The sequence below is a fragment of the Bordetella hinzii LMG 13501 genome (genome assembly GCF_001548475.1).
Lineage (GTDB): Bacteria > Pseudomonadota > Gammaproteobacteria > Burkholderiales > Burkholderiaceae_B > Bordetella > Bordetella hinzii.
Genome location: NZ_LRUJ01000005.1, coordinates 60,940 through 75,038 on the forward strand (window position 1 = coordinate 60,940; position 14,099 = coordinate 75,038).

The window sequence follows — 14,099 nt, forward strand, 5'->3', positions numbered from 1 at the left end:
ACTATGCCGGAATCATTTGCTTTGTGAGTTCGCGAGCGTCCGCCAGACGCTCCAGGCCCAGGATGGCCGACTGGAGCGCGGCCGCCTGGCTTTCCGCCAGGCCCGCCGAGCGCGCGCAGTCGAAGAACTTCTGCTCGAATTCCGCCGTGCTCAAGGGCTGGCGCGGTTCGCCCTTGGCCGTGTAGACGGTCTGGGTCAAGCGCCGGCCATCCCGCAGTTCCACCGTGAGCCGGGTCGGCCCTACCCCGCCGCCCGCCGCGAGCAGCGAGGCATCCAGGACGGTGTGGGTTCTCGCGGTCAGCGCCAGGACGTCGGGCCGGTCCAAGGCCGCGGGCGAGAAATCCGCCAGCGAAAGGCGGCCGTCGAGCAAGGTCGTCGCGACAATCCAGGGATTGCTGAACTGCGCCTGGACATTGGAGCGCGGCGCGCGCTTGGCCTCGAGCGGCGTGCCGAGCAGCTTGTACTCCCCGGGGCCCATATAGATCGTGATGGCCTTGATGTCCGAGGCCGGGAACGCCTGCTGCCGCCGGATGGCCAGCGCCGCGTCCACGGCCGTATGGCTGCCCCGGCATGAGGGATAGGGTTTGAACGACAGATCCGCCGCCGCGAAATGGACGCCCAGCCCATCCAGTAGGCGGCCACGATCGTAATTGCCCCCGTGGTACTGCCGGTACAGCCCTATCGGCCCCTCGAGCACATGGCGCGCCCCGGTCACCCCGGCCTGCGCCAGCTGGGCGGCCAACACTCCCGCGCAGCCCGCGAAGCCGGGCCCCATGCGCTTGGTGAGCGCGCCATCCACATGGGCCTGGGCGTTGCCCGCGGCCTGGTGATAGGCAATACCGGCGGCATCTATCATCTGCTGGCGGGTCAGCCCGAGCAGCTTGCCGGCCGCGAGCGCCGAGCTGATATAGCCGTACACCGTCGTGTTGTGCCAGCCCACCTTGAAGGGATCCACGCCGGGCTGGGCGGCCATGGCCAGCCTGCAACTCAGGTCGGTTCCCAGGGCCGTGGCGACGATGATGTCGCGCCCCGTCACGCCCGGCGTCTTTTCCGCAATCGCCAGTACCGCCGGGATGGTGATGACGGACGGATGGACATACGACTTTTCGTGTGTGTCGTCGTAGTCCAGCGCATGCGCCATGGTGCCGTTGACGCGCGCCGCCTCGTGGGCCGGCACCGCCGCCGCCGCACCCCAGATGCGGCTCTCCGGCCGGCCGGCCATGGCCACCGTGAACTCGCGCAACTGGCGCACGCCGTCGGCCGCGTAGCCCGCCAGCGCGATGCCTATGGTGTCGAGCACCTGCTGCTTGGAAATAGCGGCGATGTCTGGCGGCAGGCTTTCGTAGGTCGTCGCCAGACAATAGTCGACCAGGCTCTCGATGGCATCGGCCCTGGCGGCCGGCCCGGCAGGCACGGCGCCGTCGCGGGCCGGCCCTGCCGGCGCGGCACGCACGCCGCCGAGAGACCATCCCGCCGCCGCCAGGATGGCGCTTTTGGCGAACTGCCGCCGCGTGCCCGGGAGTCGCTTCATGAGGGTCCTGGCCGCCTTCACCGCAGGACTTCCGGCAGGCGCTTGAGATCCGCCAGGCCGCCGCTGCGCGCATTCATCGAGAGCATGGGCAGGTAGTACTTGATATAGGCCAGCAACAGCACGACGTTCATATACAGGCATGCGGTGCCCATATAGGTCAGCGACAGTATCCCGTCGTAGCGTTGGTTCAGCACGACGGCGTTGTAGAACACCATGCCGCTGATCGGAAACAGGATGACCAGGCCCAGGGGCACGAAGAGATTGAAGATCAGCAGCAGGCCGCCCAGGATCTCGAAGCTCTTGACCAGATCGAAAAGCCCCACCTCCACAAAGGTGATGAGCAGCTTGTTGGAGTCCGGCAAGCTGCCGAAAGGCTGCGGAAACACCGGCTGGTAGCCCAGCTGGTGCAGCCAGTAGCTCGATCCGCTGACCACCATCCACGCGCCCAGATACAGGCGCAAGAGAGCGATGACGGCCTGACCTATCCCTCGCGGGCTCAGCTTGAATTGCGTGAGTCTGTTCATTGCTTGCTCCTGTTAGCGGGAGGCCGCCGGCGAGGCGGCCAGTTGCCCGGCGGCGCCCCGGACGATGCGTTCCCGGGCCGCGATGCGCCCGTTATGGATCTTGAAAATCTCCACATACTCGCCCTCGCCGCCATCGAGCGGCGCGCGGTACTGCACGACCACGTTGAAACCTTCAGCGACGACCTGGACGATCTTGGGCTCGAACGGCTTCTGGCCGGGCAGGGTCTGCCCGGCCGCGACATCGTCCTTGGCTTTGGGCGAGAAAAAGGTTTTCGTGGCCTGGGCGACATCGCCCTGCTTGTATGCCATGTCCATATACATGGCGACCACGTCGCGCGGCAGCTCGCCCTCGCCAGGCGCCCATGTCCAGCGCGGGTTGGTGTGCAGGCCATGGGCGATCCAGGCGACGAAGACCGCGCCGACAAGTACAGACAGGATGCGCATGAAGAATCCTTTAATGTGAGGTGGCGGACGGCAAGCCTGCCGCCCTCCTGGTCAATGGCGCGGCAGGCGCCTAGAAACGGTGCTGCATGCCGATGCCGAAGGCCGTGACCTTGTCGTCGAAGCGGCTGGGAGGATTCAGGCCGCCCGGCGGAAAAATGCTCTGCTTGGCCTTGCCGTCGTTGTCCAGCTGCTTGAAATAGGCATAGAGCGTGGTGCGCGTGGACAGGCTGTAGACATAGCCCACCGCCCAGGACTTCACCCCCCATCCGGCGGTGGCGTCGGTGGGACCGAAGGGCGTGTCATTGGTCGCCCGCCCGTAGGCCAGGTGTATCCTGCCCGCCCTGCCGGCCGGCACCTGAGCGCCGACCTGCCACGCCTGGTCCGAGCCGCTGTAGCCGTCGGTCTTGCGCAGCTGGTAGGTAGCAAAGAGCGTGGCCCAGGGAAAGACGTAGCGCACGCCGAGGGCATGCTCGGTCTGATCGCTGGTGGCCGCGGTCTGGGCGGTCGTCCCGGCGCTATGGCCAAAGCCATAGGTCATGCTCAGCGGCCCTTCGGCATAGGTCAGGGACGCCAGGTCGAAGCGCTTGCTGCGCAGGGCGGAAACGCCGGCATCGTCGCGGAAACCATGCTGGTAGCCCAGCTCGAAACCGCCCCACTTGGGAGACGTATACAACACCGCATTGTCCATGCGGGCGGGGTCGGCCAGCGGGTTGTACATCCAGGGCCGCGCGTTCTCGCCCGTCAGCGAACCCAGGACCGAACCGGGAGCGACCATCATGGGATCGTAGACACCGCCATAGATATAGCCCAGGCCCTGCAGGCGGCCCGCGATGAGGGAACCGAGATCCTGGTCGCGCAGGCCGACGTAGCTCTGCCGCCCGAACAGACGTCCGCTCTGCCCCGATGTCCCGTTGTTGATATTGAAGCCCGCCTCCAGCACGAAGATCGCCTGGCGTCCGTCGCCCAGGTCCTCCGCCCCGCGCATGCCGACCCGAGATCCCCCCAGGCCGCCCGACTCCATGCTGGTGATGCTGCCATCGCTATGGCGGTAGTGGCTGACATGGACATCGGCCACGCCGTAAACGGTAACGGCGGCGGCCGCCGCCGGCCCGCAAAGCCCTCCCATCAGGGCTGCTGCATAGATTCTTTTCACCTTGTCTCCGTGAGTTTTATCGTTATGAGCGCGAACACATCCCTGGCGCCCGGCGCGCCATGTTGTTCCCGGTAGTGCGTCGTGGTCAGGCCCTGCGTTGCCGGTCGATCGATCCGCCGGGCCTGGAGAGAAAGCGGCTCCTAGACAAGCTGCTTCTGGATGCCGCCGGATGCCTGTTCCGGCCTTGCCTGCGGCGATTCATCGGTCACGGTGTGGGCCGGCAGCTCCGCGTCAAAGCGCTCGCCGCCCTTGAGGTAGGCAATGCAGCTGACCAGGCAGACCGCGCCGAAATACAGCGCCACCCACTGCGGCGTGCCGCCTGCCGAGGCCGCCAGCAGGCTGGTGGCGATCAGGGGGGACAGCCCCGCGCCGAGCGTGGAGGCAATCTGGAACGTCAGCGCGATGCCGCTATAGCGCACATCGGCGGCGAACTTCTCGCTCAGCCACGTGTTGTATACCCCGCCCATGAGCGCCTGGATCACCGGCATGGCCAACACCATGGCCAGCAACAAGGCATAAAAGCCCGGCTGATGGACCAGCAGGAAGATAGGCCAGATCAGCACGATGCCCGACAGCGCGCCGGTGATCATCATGGGCCGGCGACCCACACGATCCGATATGGCGCCGAACAGGGGCAGCGTGAAGATATTCAGGAAGTTGGCGATGGTCATGGCGATCAGCGCACTGGTGCGCGTGTGGCCGACCTCAACCGAATAGTTCAAGAGGAAAGCCGCCGCGAAGGTGGCGAACGACAGCGGGGCCAGGCCGCCGAACACGCCGGACAGGATCTGGCGCTTGTTGTAGCGCAGCACCGTCACCAGCGGGATCGCCTTCGGGCCCGGCTTCGCGGCGCGCGCCTGGCGCGCGGCCTCGTACTCGGGCGTTTCCGTGACATTCAGGCGGATGATCAGGCCCAGCACCATCAGCAGCGCGCTGATCAAGAAGGGCACGCGCCATCCCCAGCTCAGGAAAGCTTCGCCAGGCAGCAACGTGAACGGCGTCATGACCAGGGTGCCCAGCACCGCTCCGGTCGGCCCCCCCGCGCTGACCAGGCTGACGGCGAACCCCCGTCCCTTGGGCTTGGCGTGCTCCATCGACATCAGGGTCGCGCCGCCCCACTCTCCGCCAATCGCCACTCCTTGCAGCAGACGCAGGATGACGAGCAGAATGGGCGCCGCGATGCCGATTTGATGGTAAGTCGGCAGCAGGCCGATCAGGACGCTGGCCAGGCCCATCAAGACCAGGGTCACGACCAGGACGTTCTTGCGGCCCAGGCGATCGCCGTAATGGCCGAACACCACCGCGCCCAGGGGCCGGGCAAAGTAGCCCACGGCAAAGGTGGCGAAAGACGACAGGGTGGCCGTCAAGGGATCCAGGGTGACGAAGAAAATCTTCGGAAACACAAGCGCCGCGGCGACACCGTACAGCAGGAAGTCGTAGTACTCCAAAGTGGTGCCGATATAGCTGGCAAGAATCGCCCGCCGCTTTTGTTTCTCGCGCACGTCCGCGCTGATGGAATGGGTCATGGAAAGCTCTTGCCTATTGGGGGTTTTGCATGAAGCGGGAGACTTGGGGATGACCGGCGCGGCCGGGCGCCGTGCCTTCATGCCGGATACTGGCGGTGGCATCCGCCAGGGCCTGCAATGTCCGGGCCGGCACCTCGTGCACCCGCATGCCCAGAGATCTCAGCTTGGCCAGGGCCTGCGCGGCCTCGGCGCGCGACGCCGCCCGCTGCTCGCGCGCCACCGCCTGCGCCGCGTCAAGCAAGACACGGGCGTCGGCGGCATCCAGACCGCGCCAGACCGCCGCGTTCATGACCAGCACCTGGGCGCCAAAGGAGTGCCCGGTCAGCCAGAGATGCTTCTGCACCTCATACAGCCGGCTTTGCAGCGCTTGCGTCGCGAACCCCTCTTGCGCCTCGACAGCCCCCGAACGCAGCGCTTCGTAGACGCCCGAGGCCGGCACGGCCACCGGCCGGGCGCCCCAGGCGGCGAAGGCGCGGGCGGAGGCCGGCGCGGGCAGCGTGCGGACCGCGATATCCTTGAGATCATCCGGGCGCTGTATCCGCGCCCGGGATGAGGTCAGCTGGCGAAAACCGTTCTCCATCCAGCCCAGGCCGACCAGGCCCGCCGCGGGCAGCGCCGCCAGCAGGCGATCGCCCGCGGCGCCGTCGAAGATGGCATCCACGCCCGCGTCGTCGCGCACCTCGTAAGGCAGGTCGAACAGTTCGAAACCGGGGCTCAGGCCGGCCAGGCCGGTGGCCGCCACGACCATGATGTCGGGTGCGCCCTCGGCGGCGTCTCGCACCGCCCGGATCTGGCTTTCCGGCGAACCTGCGACGGTGCCGGGCCATACGCGAATGCGCAGGCGGCCGTCGCTGTCGGCCCGCACCTTGTCGGCAAACGCATGCAAAGCCCTGCGCACCGAATGCGTCTCGGGCAAATAGGCGCGGTAGTCCGCGACGCTAAGCTCTCTCGGCGCATCGGCAGCGTGCGCGGGAACGTCAGCCGCCATGAATATCATGACGCATGCCATCGCCACGGCGCGGACAGCCGGCCTCCGGGCCCCGGCATCCGCGGTCGACCGCAGCAATGGCTTTCCGAAGGGTCGAAACGCCCCGAACCGCATTGGACTTGTCTCCAGTTGATGTTTCCAGATTCACGTTCTGGAATTTATTTTCTAGAATTTTGATCCGAGTCAAGGTAAACCGCAACTCGAAAGTTCACATCACTGCTATGCGCTTTCCGTATGGAGTGGCCCCGCGCCGTTTAGGCGTTTGTAAGCTGTTTAGGCCTGAATACCAGGGGTTTGGCGCCGAAACGCTGCTTGCACATCCAATGCGCGAGCGCCGAATCGAGATGCGTGGCATGTCCGGGAAACCATTCGGCCAATGCGCGAGCCAGCTCGCGGCATGCCTGGAAATCGCCCTGCTCCAGCTGCGACCGCACCTCGCCCACCGAGGCCAGGACAGCGGCGTGCTCCTTGATGTGACACTCCCGCGAAGGGAAGCCCGTCTGCACCATCCACGCATCTTCCTGGCCGAAATGCGCCTTCAGGTGCGCCTCCATCAGGGCCAGCCGCGCCGCCAACTCCTCGTCGCGGGCGTCTTGCAGGGCGGCGCTCAACCCGACGAATTCTTCATGGATGTGGTCCATGGGCGCGTAGCCCAGGGCGATGTCCGTATGCATGAATGTCCCGCTCATTGTCTGTACGCGGCCGGGCGCCGCGACAGATCCAGCGCGACATCCACGATCATGTCTTCCTGCCCGCCCACCATGCGGCGGCGCCCCAGCTCGACCAGGATGTCCACCGTCTTCAGGCCGTACTTCGCGGCGGCGGCCTCCGAGTGCCGCAGGAAGGAGCTGTACACGCCGGCGTATCCCAGCGCGAGCGTTTCGCGGTCCACGCGGACCGGCCGGTCCTGCAAGGGGCGCACGATATCGTCGGCCGCGTCCATGAGCTTGTAGAGATCGGTGCCGTGTTGCCAGCCCAAGCGGTCGGCCGCGGCAATGAATACCTCCAACGGCGCATTGCCCGCGCCCGCTCCCATGCCCGCCAGGCTGGCGTCCACGCGATCGCAGCCCTCTTCCACCGCGACGATGGAGTTGGCCACGCCCAGGCTCAAATTATGGTGGGCGTGCATGCCCGTCTCGGTGTCAGGCTTGAGCACGTCCTTGAATGCGCGGAAACGGTCGCGCACATCCTGCATGCCGAGCGCGCCGCCGGAATCCACCACGTAGCAACATGTCGCCCCATAGCTCTCCATCAGCTTGGCTTGCTGGGCCAGGGCCTGCGGGCTGGTCATATGGCTCATCATCAGGAAGCCCACGGCCTCCATGCCGAGATGCCGGGCGTACTCGATGTGCTGCCGGGAGACGTCCGCCTCCGTGCAGTGCGTCGCCACGCGCACCACCCGCACACCCGCGTCGTAGGCGGCCTTCAGATCGTGCACTGTGCCGATGCCGGGCAGCAGCAAGGTGGCGATCTTCGCGTGTTTGACGACGCCGGCCACCGCCGCGATCCATTCCAGGTCGGTGTGGGCGCCGAAGCCATAATTGAAGCTGGAGCCCTGCAGGCCGTCGCCATGCGCGACCTCGATGGAGTCGACGCGCGCCTCATCGAGCGCCCGCGCGATCTGCTTCGCGTTCTCAAGGCTGTACTGATGCCGGATGGCGTGGCTGCCATCGCGCAGCGTCACATCGGAAATATAGAGCTTCTTGCTTGCCGTCATGCCTGTTCCTCCTGGACCGCGGCCGCCAGCATGCGTTCGGCCATCTGCTCGGCCGTGCGCAGCCCGGCGCTGGTCATGATGTCGAGATTGCCGGCGTAGGCCGGCAGGTAGTGCGCCGCGCCTTCCACCTCCAGGAAGATCGAAGTCTTCAATCCCCGCATGGCCTCGCCCACGCCGGGAATCCGGATCGGACTCTCGATCCGGTCGAACTGCACTTTCTGCTTGAGCCGGTAACCTGGGACATAGGCCTGCACGGCGGCGGCCATGCGCGTCACCGAATCGGCGATCGCGTCTTCGTCGGCGAGCTCACTCAGGGTATAGACGGTGTCGCGCATGATGAGCGGGGGTTCGGCCGGGTTCATGATGATGATGGCCTTGCCCTTTGCCGCGCCCCCGACGGCTTCGATGGCCTTGGACGTGGTTTCGGTGAACTCGTCGATATTGGCGCGCGTGCCCGGGCCCGCGCTCTTGCTCGCGATCGAGGCAATGATCTCGCCGTAATGCACCTTGGCCACGCGGGATACCGCCGCCACCATCGGAATGGTCGCCTGGCCGCCGCAGGTGACCATGTTCAGGTTGAGCGCATCGAGATGCTGCTCGCCATTGACCACCGGGATGCAATAGGGCCCGATGGCCGCCGGCGTCAGGTCTATCATGCGGATGTCCGGTCTGCGCTCGCGCAGCAGCGCATCGTTCTTGACGTGCGCGCCCGCGCTGGTCGCGTCGAATACAAAATCGATATCGCCGAACACCGGCATGCGCATCAGGCCCTCGACGCCCTCGTGCGTGGTCGCCACGCCCAGGCGGGCGGCGCGCGCCAGGCCGTCCGACCCGGCATCGATGCCGACCATGGCCGCCATCTCGATATGCTTTCCATGGCGCAGGATCTTGATCATCAAGTCCGTGCCGATATTGCCGCTGCCGATAATGGCAGCCTTGAGTTTGCGCATCTCGCAGTTCCTCGGAAAATCGCCTGTTCACTCCGACGCGAAGCGGGCCCGCACGGAGCCCACGCCGCTGATCGTCGCCTCAAACACATCGCCCGGCGCGACCGCCACCATGGGCCCCAAGGCCCCGGTCAGCACGAGGTCCCCGGCGCGCAGCGGATGGCCAAGCCCGGCCAGCTTGCGGGCCAGCCACAAGGCGGCATTCAAGGGGTGGCCCAGGCATGCCGCGCCATTGCCGCGCGAAACCTCCTCGCCGTTGCGGGTCATGGACATCTCGACCTGTTTCAGGTCCAGGCCGCTCAGCGGCACCGGCACCGCCCCGATCACCAGCAGGCCGCTGGAAGCGTTGTCCGCCACCGTGTCGGCAAACTTGATATCCCAATTGGCGATGCGGCTGCCGACGATCTCGATGGCCGGCAACACATAGGCCACGGCATTGATGAGCTCGACCAATGTCGCATCGGGCCGGTCGATATCGCTGGCAAGCACCAAGGCGACCTCCGCCTCTACCTTGGGCTGCAAGGTGCGGGCGACAGGCACCGGTTCGTCATCGCCGAAAACCATATCGGCGAACAAGGCGCCAAAGTCGGGCTGATCCACCCCCAGCTGCTGCTGCACGGCCCGGGAGGTCAGACCGATCTTGCGGCCCACGACGCGCCGGCCCTGCGCGACGGCATGCTCGACGTTCTTTTGCTGGATGGCATAGGCCAGCCGCTCGGCGTCACCGCCGATCACATGCCTCAAGGGCTCGATCGGCTGCCGCTGCTCTTCCGCATCGCGCAGGCGCCTGGCCAGATCTTCTATCAGCGAAGCTTCATTCACTCGTTCCACCCTCGGGTTCTTTGAATAAATTCAATGCATTCTCAAATCATTGAGACCGCGTTTCAATATCGGCGCGCGCAACGCAGCTATACGACTACCGTATAGCCCGGTCCGCGGCCCATGCGATGCCCGCCAGTCTTCCGGCCGGCATCAATACCGTTCCAATAATGTTTCCTGCACCAGCGCGGCGGCGGCGACCGACAGTTCCGTCCGGGGCAGCTTGGTGGGGCTGATCATGCTGATCATGGCCTCCAGCGAGGGATTCACAATCTTTTGCCACGAGAGGCCGGGCAGCGAGCGCAGCTGTTGCAGACTGCCCGGCATGATGGAATAGCCGCCGCCTTGCGCCACGATCTCGATGGTCGAGGCGGTCGAGTCGATCTCGAGATCTATCTTCAGGCGCAAGCCGAGACGCGCCGCGGCCATCTCAAGCGCGGGCCGGGTCCATTGGTTGCCGTGCGGCAGGATGAGCGGCAAAGGGACAAGCTCGGCCAGCTCGATGTCCGGCCCTGCCCCACCCGCCGGCCGCGGCCCCACCAGATAAAGATGCTCGGTCGCCAACGGCTCCACGCTCAGGCTGGGCGAGCTTGCCGGCCCGAGCACCACGGCGAAGTCCAGATGCCCCAGCAACACTTTTTCATACAGCGCGCCCGACAGCCCTTCGGCGAGCTTGACCGAGGCCAGCGGAAACCTGGCTTTCAGGCGCGGCGCCAGGCTGGGAATCAGTATCCGCCCAATGCTGGGCGTGAGCCCTATCGTCAAGTCGCCGGCATAGACGGCATCGGAATCCCGCACGGACATGAGCGCCGCGTCCACCGTCTTCAGCATGGAACGCGCGTAATCGATGAAGCGGCTGCCCCTGTCGGTGAGCCGCACCCCCCGGCCGTGGCGATGAAACAGGCTGGCGCGCAGTTCGATCTCCAGCGTCCGGACCTGCCGGCTCAGGGTGGGCTGCGGAACGTTCAGCAGCTCCGATGCCTTGATATAGCTGCCGGCCTCGGCCACCACCACGAAACTGCGCAACTGGGAAATGTCCATGACGATAGATATCGTGATTACACAGTGATATGCGGTCCGGACAAGCCGCCCCGGGCCTCTTGGCCCGCTAGGCGGGGCTCAGCAGGGCCTCGACCCTCGCCGCCGCCGCTTGCAGGCGCGCAAGGATACGGGCGATATCCCGCCCTGGCATCCGCCTGGGGAAATCGCTCAGGCGCAGGACCAGCACCGTAGCGCCATTGGCGCCCCGGACCGGCACGGAAAGGTGCAGCACATCGTAGGGCTGGTCATCGTCGATCCCGCCGGGCTCGTGCATATCGAACATGACCGACAGCGTCGACAGAAAGCGGCGCTCCTGCTCGGGCGTCCTGTGCGGGCAGGAGTACACGTCAATCGCCGCATCCAGCTCCTGCGCCGGCAGATCCCCCAACAGGGAAATCGACCACCCCCGCTCACGCACCCGCGCCAGTTTCTCCCTGGCCCTGGACACCGTGTCGGCGCCGCTTTTGCCCAGGCGTGCGACCCATTCGTCGTCCGATATCCCGCCCGGACTGCCCACGAACAGCGCGCCCAGGGGGGGCATGAGCGGTGCGCGCGCGCCCAGGCGTTGCCGGGGCTCGGCCAGCCCCGCGGGAGCGGCCGTCGCCACATAGATGGAGTCCATGCCCAGCGCGGCGACAACGCTGCACCCGAGCTGGAGCTCTTGCGCGATCGCATCGATCTCCGGCCGGGCGGTCTCGGCCATCCTCACATACTGGAACGCTTCGCGCTCGCCCGACCGCAGCAGCGACCCGGACGCAAAACGGCCATAGCCGCGCTGGAAAAACAACAGGGGCAGCGCATCGCGCTCCAGGCCCATGGACTGCACCGCGCCCAGCACAATATCGTGATCGCCCGCGTCCACCACGTTGGCATAGCGGCAATCTATCCACGCCACCACGCCATCGATGACGGGATTGCCCATGGGGCTGGCCCGCCACCCGATGGCCGCGAACTTATCCTCGCCCGGCGCGGCCAGGGCCCGGCAGACCGGCTCCTGGTCGGCGGCGAGAATATTGACGCAGAAACAATCGGAAGCTTCGCGCAGCGCCTTGAACGTGCGCGAGGTCTTCATGGGCAGGAAAGCCACCAGCGGCGGATCGAGCGACACCGAGGTGAACGTGCCCACCACCATGCCCAACGGCGCCCCGGTGGCGTCCCGTCCGGTCACGACCGCCACGCCCGTCGGATAGCTGCCCAGCAAGGCACGCAAGCTTTCGCCGTTGATCTGGCTTTGGTTGTTTTCCATTGTCCGTTCACCCCAAGCTGCCGCCGGGGCATCAGATGATGACGCCCGCCGGCGCGGGGATGCCGTACAGCGAACCGGCGAAGGCCGCGTAGACGGGATCTTCGACATTGCAGGCGTGGCCCAGCGCCACCGCCAGGTCCCGCCACTGGCGCTGGATCGGGTTGGAAAGACGGTTGGCATTGCCGCCCGCGCTCTTGAACACCCGCGCCGCGGCCTCGGCGGCGCGATGCACGGCGCGCACCTGGTGCACCCGGGCGCGGGCCTGCATCGCGCTGGTGACGCGCTCGCCGCGCGCCGCGACTTCATAGGCCTCGGTGATATCGGTCAGGATCTGCAGGCGGGCGGCGTCGATATCCGCGATCGAGGCGCCCAGGTCGGACATGTGATAGGGATTCTGCGTCGCCTTGATCCCCATGCGCGACACCCGGTCGCGGGAGTATTCGGAGAACCTCCTGACCACACCGTCGGCGATACCGACCGTGGCCGCCGCGATGGCGCCCGGAAACAGCAGGTCGAACGGCACCTGGTACAGCATCGAGTCCGGACGGTTCTTCGAGGCGTAATCGCGGGAGTTCAGGCGTCCCACCTCCAGCGTGCGGTAGTCGGGCACGAAGGCCCCCTTGACCACCACGTCCTTGCTGCCCGTGCCCGCCAGGCCCATGACCTGCCAGGAATCCTGCAAGATCTCGTAGTCCGCCCGGGGCAGCATGAAATGGTAGGGCTCGGTGAATTCATCGGCCGGCCCGCCGAGTTTTTCGGCGCGGCCGCCGAGCACCACCCAATCGCAATGGTCGGTGCCCGAAGAAAACGGCCATTGGCCACTCAGCACGAAACCGCCATCCACCCGCTTTGCCCGGCCGATGAAGGCATAGGGCGAGGCGATCCAGGTGTCCTTATCCTTGCCCCAGACCTCCTCCTGCACGCGGCGGTCCGCCTGGGCAAACTCGAAGGGATGCACGCCCACGACACCTCCCACCCAGCCGATGGAAGGCGCGCGCGCCGCCAGCTCCATGAGCACCTCGAAAAATTCGCGCGGATGGGCTTCGTCGCCGCCGAAGTCCTTGGGCTGCAACATCCGGATCACTCCCGCCTCACGCAGCAGGCGCGCCGCTTCATCGGTCAGCGAACCACGGCGCTCGCTGGCGTCGACTTCATTGGCAACCTTATCACCGAGGCTCTGCAAGCCTTGAACAACCGGATGCATCATAAAACTCCTGAGATTAATAGCGTTCTTCGTGGCGTCCGGCCGGGCGTTCAAGCCGGCGCGGCCACCGGTTCGATCATGAGAAAGGGCGACAGCTCTTTGTGCTGGTGACGATGACCCCAAGTGCTGGTGCGATCGTAGTAGCGCGGCTCCCACAGCTCCCCGACCTCCAGGCCGCCCCATCCGTACTCGATACGGAAATCCGACGGCGACTGCAGATAAAAAGAGATCATCCGGTCATTGGTGTGGCAGCCCAGGGTGCGCGTGACGGGCACCTGCCGCGCTTCGCACAGGTCCAGCGCCGTGCCCACGTCTTCGAGCGTATTGGCCTCCACCATCAGGTGCAGGAAAGCGGCCCGATCGCTCGGCGAGCGCGCGATCGCCAAAGAATGATGCCGCCCGTTGACGTGATAGAAATGGGCATGGATGGGCCCGTCTATCACCGTGTCCGAAAGGCGAAAGCCGAGCACATCGCGATAGAAGCGGTCGCTTGCCTCCAGGTCCGGCACGGCCAGCACGACATGGCCCAGACCCTGCTCGCCCGTGCGGAATCCGCTCATGGCGCGCCCCGGGCGAAACGCCGTCCGCGGCCGCATCTGGCCCCAGGCGAGTTCATGACGGATGCCTTGGGGATCGACGAACCAATAGAAGCCCAGCACCTGGCGCAGCGCCGCCTCCGGCCCGCTGGCGCGCGCGACGGCCAGGCCGTGGGCTTGCAAACGTGCGGCGATGACGCCTGCCTCGGCTTCACCCGCCGTCGCCCAGCCGATATAGGCCACGCCGTTTTTATCGCCGGGATGGATGGCCATGCGATAGGCGGCTTCATCGAACCGCAGCCGCACCGCGCCGTCCGGCCCCGCCTGCACGAGTTCGCTGCCCAGCACCTCGGGGCCGAACGTCTCCCATTCCCGATAGGCAGGGGATGTCACACCGAAATACGCAAGTGAAGTGATCATGGC

The 14,099-nt window shown here is 66.2% G+C and carries 14 protein-coding genes; all 14 read right to left on the reverse strand.

Translation table 11 applies throughout. The features are described 5' to 3' along the window. Position 1: 1 nt before the first annotated feature. The gene (locus AXA74_RS05090) at positions 2 to 1,531 is read right to left on the reverse strand and encodes an MmgE/PrpD family protein (RefSeq protein ID WP_080700950.1); all 1,530 of its coding nucleotides are present in this window, start codon (positions 1,529 to 1,531) and stop codon (positions 2 to 4) included. A 17-nt stretch (positions 1,532 to 1,548) separates the two neighbouring features. Then, the gene (locus AXA74_RS05095) at positions 1,549 to 2,055 is read right to left on the reverse strand and encodes a hypothetical protein (RefSeq protein WP_032979146.1); all 507 of its coding nucleotides are present in this window, start codon (positions 2,053 to 2,055) and stop codon (positions 1,549 to 1,551) included. Between the two features lie 12 nt (positions 2,056 to 2,067). Beyond that, the gene (locus AXA74_RS05100) at positions 2,068 to 2,499 is read right to left on the reverse strand and encodes a hypothetical protein (RefSeq protein WP_051593956.1); all 432 of its coding nucleotides are present in this window, start codon (positions 2,497 to 2,499) and stop codon (positions 2,068 to 2,070) included. Positions 2,500 to 2,569: 70 nt separating this feature from the next. Next, complete coding sequence (locus tag AXA74_RS05105) at positions 2,570 to 3,652, reverse strand: porin (protein WP_126623617.1); 1,083 nt, start codon at positions 3,650 to 3,652, stop codon at positions 2,570 to 2,572. A 140-nt stretch (positions 3,653 to 3,792) separates the two neighbouring features. Beyond that, the gene (locus AXA74_RS05110) at positions 3,793 to 5,178 is read right to left on the reverse strand and encodes an MFS transporter (protein WP_032979147.1); all 1,386 of its coding nucleotides are present in this window, start codon (positions 5,176 to 5,178) and stop codon (positions 3,793 to 3,795) included. A 13-nt stretch (positions 5,179 to 5,191) separates the two neighbouring features. After that, entirely contained in the window at positions 5,192 to 6,166 is a 975-nt protein-coding gene (dctP, locus tag AXA74_RS05115; protein WP_162266978.1) for a TRAP transporter substrate-binding protein DctP, read from the reverse strand. Between the two features lie 254 nt (positions 6,167 to 6,420). After that, positions 6,421 to 6,840, reverse strand: a complete 420-nt coding sequence (locus AXA74_RS05120; RefSeq protein ID WP_230588830.1) for a bacteriohemerythrin — start codon at positions 6,838 to 6,840, stop codon at positions 6,421 to 6,423. A gap of 11 nt (positions 6,841 to 6,851) precedes the next feature. After that, a complete protein-coding gene (gene dmpG / locus AXA74_RS05125; RefSeq protein ID WP_032979149.1) occupies positions 6,852 to 7,883 on the reverse strand; it encodes a 4-hydroxy-2-oxovalerate aldolase in 1,032 nt (343 codons plus the stop codon). Next, positions 7,880 to 8,833 carry an acetaldehyde dehydrogenase (acetylating) gene (locus tag AXA74_RS05130; RefSeq protein WP_032979150.1) on the reverse strand — a complete coding sequence of 318 codons (954 nt, stop codon included), beginning with the start codon at positions 8,831 to 8,833 and terminating at the stop codon, positions 7,880 to 7,882. Before AXA74_RS05130 ends, dmpG begins: the two co-directional genes overlap by 4 nt. A 27-nt stretch (positions 8,834 to 8,860) precedes the next feature. Next, on the reverse strand, positions 8,861 to 9,652 hold the full coding sequence (mhpD, locus tag AXA74_RS05135) for a 2-keto-4-pentenoate hydratase (RefSeq protein WP_032979151.1): 792 nt from the start codon (positions 9,650 to 9,652) through the stop codon (positions 8,861 to 8,863). Between the two features lie 150 nt (positions 9,653 to 9,802). Next, positions 9,803 to 10,690 carry a LysR family transcriptional regulator gene (locus tag AXA74_RS05140; protein ID WP_032979152.1) on the reverse strand — a complete coding sequence of 296 codons (888 nt, stop codon included), beginning with the start codon at positions 10,688 to 10,690 and terminating at the stop codon, positions 9,803 to 9,805. Between the two features lie 67 nt (positions 10,691 to 10,757). Beyond that, the gene (locus AXA74_RS05145; RefSeq protein ID WP_032979153.1) at positions 10,758 to 11,936 is read right to left on the reverse strand and encodes a flavin reductase family protein; all 1,179 of its coding nucleotides are present in this window, start codon (positions 11,934 to 11,936) and stop codon (positions 10,758 to 10,760) included. Between the two features lie 31 nt (positions 11,937 to 11,967). Beyond that, positions 11,968 to 13,140, reverse strand: a complete 1,173-nt coding sequence (locus AXA74_RS05150; RefSeq protein ID WP_032979187.1) for an acyl-CoA dehydrogenase family protein — start codon at positions 13,138 to 13,140, stop codon at positions 11,968 to 11,970. A 50-nt stretch (positions 13,141 to 13,190) separates the two neighbouring features. After that, a complete protein-coding gene (locus AXA74_RS05155) occupies positions 13,191 to 14,096 on the reverse strand; it encodes a VOC family protein (protein ID WP_032979154.1) in 906 nt (301 codons plus the stop codon). Between the last annotated feature and the right edge of the window lie 3 nt (positions 14,097 to 14,099).

Coding starts and splice junctions, on each gene's coding strand:
- AXA74_RS05095 (WP_032979146.1), bottom strand. CDS start 2,055: ATGAACAGACTCACGCAATTCAAGCTGAGCCCGCGAGGGATAGGTCAG.
- AXA74_RS05140 (WP_032979152.1), bottom strand. CDS start 10,690: ATGGACATTTCCCAGTTGCGCAGTTTCGTGGTGGTGGCCGAGGCCGGC.
- AXA74_RS05090 (WP_080700950.1), bottom strand. CDS start 1,531: ATGAAGCGACTCCCGGGCACGCGGCGGCAGTTCGCCAAAAGCGCCATC.
- AXA74_RS05120 (WP_230588830.1), bottom strand. CDS start 6,840: ATGCATACGGACATCGCCCTGGGCTACGCGCCCATGGACCACATCCAT.
- AXA74_RS05150 (WP_032979187.1), bottom strand. CDS start 13,140: ATGCATCCGGTTGTTCAAGGCTTGCAGAGCCTCGGTGATAAGGTTGCC.
- dctP (WP_162266978.1), bottom strand. CDS start 6,166: ATGGCGGCTGACGTTCCCGCGCACGCTGCCGATGCGCCGAGAGAGCTT.
- AXA74_RS05110 (WP_032979147.1), bottom strand. CDS start 5,178: ATGACCCATTCCATCAGCGCGGACGTGCGCGAGAAACAAAAGCGGCGG.
- AXA74_RS05130 (WP_032979150.1), bottom strand. CDS start 8,833: ATGCGCAAACTCAAGGCTGCCATTATCGGCAGCGGCAATATCGGCACG.
- AXA74_RS05145 (WP_032979153.1), bottom strand. CDS start 11,936: ATGGAAAACAACCAAAGCCAGATCAACGGCGAAAGCTTGCGTGCCTTG.
- AXA74_RS05100 (WP_051593956.1), bottom strand. CDS start 2,499: ATGCGCATCCTGTCTGTACTTGTCGGCGCGGTCTTCGTCGCCTGGATC.
- dmpG (WP_032979149.1), bottom strand. CDS start 7,883: ATGACGGCAAGCAAGAAGCTCTATATTTCCGATGTGACGCTGCGCGAT.
- AXA74_RS05155 (WP_032979154.1), bottom strand. CDS start 14,096: ATGATCACTTCACTTGCGTATTTCGGTGTGACATCCCCTGCCTATCGG.